Raw genomic sequence first — 5,213 nt, 5'->3', positions numbered from 1 at the left:
ATCTCGCGCGGGCTCATCTTCTGGGAGATCTTCAACGCCCCAACGTTGCTGGACTTCTGGATCACCCCTTCAACGGAGAGCGATCCATAGTTGTGGGTGTCGCTGATGGTGAAACCGCCGATGTTGTACTTCCCCGGGCCTGTCTCGATGACCGTGTTCGGCGTCACACGCCCCGCTTCCAGGGCTGCCGCCACCGTGATCGGCTTCATGGTCGAGCCAGGCTCGAACATGTCGGTGATCGCGCGGTTGCGCAGCTGCTCACCACTGAGGTTCTGACGCTTTTCTGGCTGGTAGCTCGGGTAATTGGCCAGCGCCAGCACCTCGCCCGTGATCGAATCCAGGACCACGACGCTGCCGGCTTTGGCCTTGTTGACCTGAACCGCATCCCGCAGCTTCTGGTACGCAAAGAACTGGACCTTGCTGTCGATGCTGAGCTGCAGGTCACGTCCGTCGACCGGAGGCACCTGTTCGCCGACGTCCTCGACCACTCGGCCCAGGCGATCCTTGATCACGCGGCGGGACCCGGGGCGCCCGGCCAGCTCCTTGTCGAAAGCCAGCTCGACGCCCTCCTGCCCGATGTTTTCCACGTTGGTGAAGCCCACGACGTGCGCTGCCGCCTCACCTTCCGGATACTTGCGCTTGTATTCGCGACGCTGGTAGACGCCCTTGATGCCCAGCTCGGCGATCTGCTGGGCAACGGACTCGTCGACCTGGCGCTTGAGCCATACAAAGGTCTTGTCCTCGTCTTCGATCTTCTTGTTCAGTTCTGCCAGGGGCATGGACAGCAGTCGGGCCAGTTGTTGGAGCTTGTCCTTGTCGCGGTCGATGTCCTCGGGAATCGCCCAGATGCTCTGCGCCACGACGCTGGAGGCCAGGATCAGGCCATTGCGGTCAAGGATGCGTCCGCGATTGGCAGGCAGTTCCAGCGTGCGCGCAAACCGGACTTCACCCTGGCGCTGGAAAAAAGCGTTGCCGAACACCTGGATGTAGGCGGCGCGACCGGCCAGCCCCACGAACCCCAGGGCAATGGCCGCCACAATGAATTTGCTGCGCCAGACCGGCGTCTTGCTGGCCAGCAAGGGGCTGGACGTGTAGAGCACGCTCTTGCTCATCGCACGACCTCGCTCGCCTGGGGCGCCGGCAAGGCCACATACTGGGTGATGGCTGGCGTCGTGGTCCGCATGCGCAATTGATCGCGAGCCAGTTTCTCGACGCGCAGCGGCGTGGCCTGCGCCCGCTTTTCAACCTGCAACCGGTCGTTCTCGATGGCCAGCTTGCGCGCTTCGGCTTCCGCCCTGTCGATCTGCACGAAAAGCTGGCGCGACTCGAACTGGATATGCACCAGATAGAGCGCACTGGCGACCACCGCCGCAAGCAGGACCAGGTTCAGGCGGGTCACGCGGCCGTCCTTTCGGCCACGCGCATGATGGCGCTGCGCGCGCGGGCGTTGGCGGCCACCTCGTCCTGGCCGGGACGCACCCGCCCAAGTGCCTTGAGCTTCATGGCTTTCGGCGGCGCAAACGGCGCGCGGCGATCGAACTCATCGCGTGAATGCGTGGCGATGAACTGCTTCACGATACGGTCTTCGAGTGAGTGGAAACTGATCACCACAAGGCGGCCGCCGGGACGCAGGACATGAAGACTGGCTTCTAGCGCCTGTTGCAGCTCTTCAAGCTCGGCGTTGATGAAAATCCGAAGAGCCTGAAATGTGCGCGTTGCAGGGTTCTGGCCCGGCTCGCGGGTTTTGACCGCGCCAGCCACGAGCCCGGCCAGCTCGGTGGTGGTTGAAACCGGGCCCCGTTCCTGTCGGCGAGCAACAATCGCCTTTGCAACGGGAAGAGCAAACCGTTCTTCGCCATAGTCACGTATCACCTCTGCGATCTGTTGAACCTCGGCTGTTGCCAGCCACTCGGCCACACTCTCGCCGCGCGTGGTGTCCATGCGCATGTCCAGCGGGCCGTCGAAACGAAAAGAAAAACCCCTTTCGGGGTTGTCGATCTGCGGAGAACTCACACCCAGATCCATCAGCACCCCGGCCGCGCAGGCCGGGGGCAGATCGCCGAGATGCCGGAACCCCTGGTGCCGGATCGAAAACCGGGCGTCGCCGACCTTTGCCGATTCGGCAACCGCTACAGGATCCTTGTCAAACGCCACGAGCCGTCCGTCAGGCGACAGCCTGGAAAGAATCAAGCGGGAATGGCCGCCACGCCCGAATGTGGCGTCGATGTAGGTGGCGTCCGGATCGGTGACCAATGCATCGACCGCCTCGTCCAGCAAAACCGTGGTGTGTTGCCATGAAGTCTGCACCGTGGGCCTTCAGAACGAGAAATCCTTGAAGACGTCGGGCATTTCACCCTGCATCGCCCGAGCTTCCTGCTCATCGTAGGTCGCCTTGTCCCAGAGTTCGAAGTGATTGCCCATGCCCAGCAGCATGGTGTCGCGCGAGATGCCAGCCGCCTGGCGCAGCTCCGGCGATATCAACACCCGGCCGGTCGCATCGAGCTCCACGTCCATGGCGTTGCCAAGAAAGATCCGCTTCCACCATTGGGCCTGCATGGGCAGTGCTGCAATGCGCTCCCGGAATTTCTCCCATTCGGGGCGCGGGAACAGCATCAGACAACCATGCGGATGCTTGGTGATCGTCAGCTGGCCGCTAGCGGTCGCGCTCAGCACGTCCCGATGCCTTGTCGGCACGGAAAGCCGACCTTTTGCATCCAGACTCAGCGATGACGCCCCTTGAAACACCGTGTGTACCCTTTTCCTGACTGGCAACGCGATGGCGAAGGCACTTTTCACCACTTAATTGCACTTTTTTGCACTGTATCAGGAAATATTCACCGTGGAAAAGGATCCGCAACAATTTTTTGCAATGAAATCAAGGACTTAGCAAGGGTTTCGTATCCAGCGGCGTCGAAAAACCGTTCAGAAGCAAGCACTTAGCACAAGCAGTGAAAGTGACACTTCAATACTGGTCCCATACGGTTCCAAGGGGCCGGCAGGCAGCCCGGACATTCAGAGGATGAACCGCGAAAGGTCCTCATCCTGGCTCAGGGCTGCGAGACGGGCATTGACGTATGCGTCGTCAATGCGAACGGTCTGCCCCTCATGGCGCGCGGCGTCGAAGCTGACGTCGTCGAGCAGGCGCTCCATCACCGTGGACAAACGGCGGGCGCCGATGTTTTCCGTGCGCTCGTTCACCTCGAACGCAATCGACGCCAGCCGGGTGATGCCCTGCGGTGTGAACTCCAACGTGACGCGCTCGGTGGCCAGCAACGCCTGGTACTGCCGCACCAGAGAGGCATGCGTCTGGGTGAGGATGGCCTCGAAATCCTGGATGGAAAGCGATTGCAACTCGACCCGGATCGGGAAACGGCCCTGCAATTCGGGAATCAGATCGCTGGGCTTGCTGAGATGGAATGCGCCGGAGGCCACGAAGAGAATGTGATCGGTGCGGATCATGCCGTACTTCGTGGTCACCGTCGTGCCTTCCACCAGCGGCAGGAGGTCGCGCTGCACGCCCTGTCGCGAGACTTCGGCCGATCCCCCCTCGCTGCGCGAGGTGACCTTGTCAATCTCGTCAATAAAGACGATGCCGTTCTGCTCGGCATTGTGGAGGGCCCGGCTGCGGATCTCCTCCTCATTGACCAGTTTGCCAGCTTCCTCGTCCGTCAGCAGTTTCATGGCCTCGGCAATCCTGAGCCGACGCTTGCTCCGCTTGGGCTGACCGGCCTGGCTGAAAAGCCCGCGCAACTGCTCGGCCATCTCTTCCATGCCCGCCGGCCCCATGATTTCGAGCGACGGCCGCGCCTCGGCCAGATCGATTTCGATCTCCTTGTCGTCGAGTTGCCCCTCGCGCAGTTTCTTGCGAAAGGCTTGCCGGGCCGCGCTCTCGGGCGATGAAACGGACAAGGATGCAGCCCCGGAATCGCCGGTCGACGCCATACGCGGCGGAGGAAGCAGCACATCAAGCAGGCGCTCTTCGGCGGCGTCTTCGGCACGCGCGCGCATCCGCTGCATTTCGGCTTCGCGGGTTTGCTTGACGGCGACCTCCGCCAGGTCCCGGATGATCGAGTCGACATCCTTGCCGACATAGCCCACTTCGGTGAACTTGGTGGCCTCGACCTTGATGAACGGCGCATCCGCCAGTCGTGCCAGGCGCCGCGCAATCTCGGTCTTGCCCACCCCCGTCGGGCCGATCATCAGGATGTTCTTGGGCGTGATCTCTACGCGCAGCTTTTCGTCGACCTGCTGGCGCCGCCAGCGGTTGCGCATCGCGATGGCCACTGCACGCTTGGCTTCGGACTGCCCGACGATATGGCGGTCGAGTTCGGAGACGATCTCCTGCGGGGTCATGGATGACATGTTCAGGCGCGCTTGGGGTTCAGTCCAGCGTCTCGATGGTGTGCTGCATGTTGGTGTAGATGCACAGTTCGCCGGCGATCTCCAGCGACCGCTTCACGATGTCGCGCGCTGGCATGTCCGTATGGTCCAGCAGGGCGCGCGCCGCGGATTGGGCAAAGGCGCCACCTGAACCGATGGCCACGATGCCGTGCTCGGGCTCCAGAACGTCGCCGTTGCCGGTGATGATCAGCGAGGCCTCGCGGTCCGCCACGGCCAGCATGGCCTCCAGGCGACGCAGGACGCGATCGGTACGCCAGTCCCGCGTCAACTCGATCGCGGCCCGCACCAGATGACCCTGGTGCTTGTCCAGCTTCGCTTCGAAGCGCTCGAACAGTGTGAACGCGTCGGCTGTTGCACCGGCAAATCCCGCCAGCACCTTGCCATGATGCAGCTTTCGAACCTTGCGCGCAGAGCCCTTGACGACAATGTTGCCCAAAGTGACCTGCCCGTCGCCACCGATCGCAACCTGAATGCCTTGCGCCGTCATACGGCGCACGCTGAGGATGGTCGTTCCGTGAAATGCTTCCATGAGAATCGGTGCAGGAATGGAGACTTGAAGGATATCAATCCGGCGCCAATGCGCCGCTCATGCCGATGGTAAGGGCTTTGAAGGCCCTCAATCCGAGCGCACTGAGATTCGCGCCAGCTCGCTGATGCCGATGACGTTGAAGAAAGCGCCGATGAGCCGGTGGACGTCAATGAACTGGACCTGCCGCCCTTGGGCACAATGGGACGAAACCCAGTTCAGCAAGGTCCCCGCAGCCGCAAAATCGACCCGAACGAGCTTGGCGCAGGAGATGGAAAGAACGTCC

7 protein-coding genes are annotated in these 5,213 nt (G+C 62.2%); all 7 read right to left on the bottom strand.

Going from position 1 to position 5,213, the window contains the following annotated elements; all coding sequences use genetic code 11:
- On the bottom strand, window positions 1–1,112 hold a 1,112-nt coding region (locus ACMUOY_RS19790), incomplete at its 3' end, for a peptidoglycan D,D-transpeptidase FtsI family protein (RefSeq protein WP_413894455.1).
- Complete coding sequence (ftsL, locus tag ACMUOY_RS19785; protein WP_413894454.1) at window positions 1,109–1,399, bottom strand: cell division protein FtsL; 291 nt, start codon at window positions 1,397–1,399, stop codon at window positions 1,109–1,111. The genes ftsL and ACMUOY_RS19790, both read right to left, overlap by 4 nt.
- Window positions 1,396–2,307 (bottom strand): 16S rRNA (cytosine(1402)-N(4))-methyltransferase RsmH, encoded by a 912-nt coding sequence (gene rsmH / locus ACMUOY_RS19780; protein ID WP_413894453.1) that lies wholly within the window; start codon window positions 2,305–2,307, stop codon window positions 1,396–1,398. Before rsmH ends, ftsL begins: the two co-directional genes overlap by 4 nt.
- Window positions 2,308–2,316: 9 nt before the next feature.
- Window positions 2,317–2,745: a division/cell wall cluster transcriptional repressor MraZ gene (mraZ, locus tag ACMUOY_RS19775; protein ID WP_413894456.1), complete on the bottom strand. Its 429-nt coding sequence runs from the start codon at window positions 2,743–2,745 to the stop codon at window positions 2,317–2,319.
- 267 nt (window positions 2,746–3,012) lie between these two features.
- Window positions 3,013–4,362 (bottom strand): ATP-dependent protease ATPase subunit HslU, encoded by a 1,350-nt coding sequence (gene hslU / locus ACMUOY_RS19770; protein WP_413894452.1) that lies wholly within the window; start codon window positions 4,360–4,362, stop codon window positions 3,013–3,015.
- Window positions 4,363–4,381: 19 nt separating this feature from the next.
- Window positions 4,382–4,930, bottom strand: a complete 549-nt coding sequence (hslV, locus tag ACMUOY_RS19765; RefSeq protein WP_413894451.1) for an ATP-dependent protease subunit HslV — start codon at window positions 4,928–4,930, stop codon at window positions 4,382–4,384.
- 87 nt (window positions 4,931–5,017) lie between these two features.
- Window positions 5,018–5,213, bottom strand: a 196-nt coding sequence (locus ACMUOY_RS19760; RefSeq protein WP_413894450.1) for an STAS domain-containing protein, incomplete at its 5' end; no start/stop codon positions are given.

It is taken from the genome of Candidatus Skiveiella danica, from assembly GCF_022705245.1.
Lineage (GTDB): Bacteria > Pseudomonadota > Gammaproteobacteria > Burkholderiales > Burkholderiaceae_C > Skiveiella > Skiveiella danica.
Note: the sequence above shows the minus strand (reverse complement) of the source record. Positions and strands in the feature narration are given on the sequence as shown.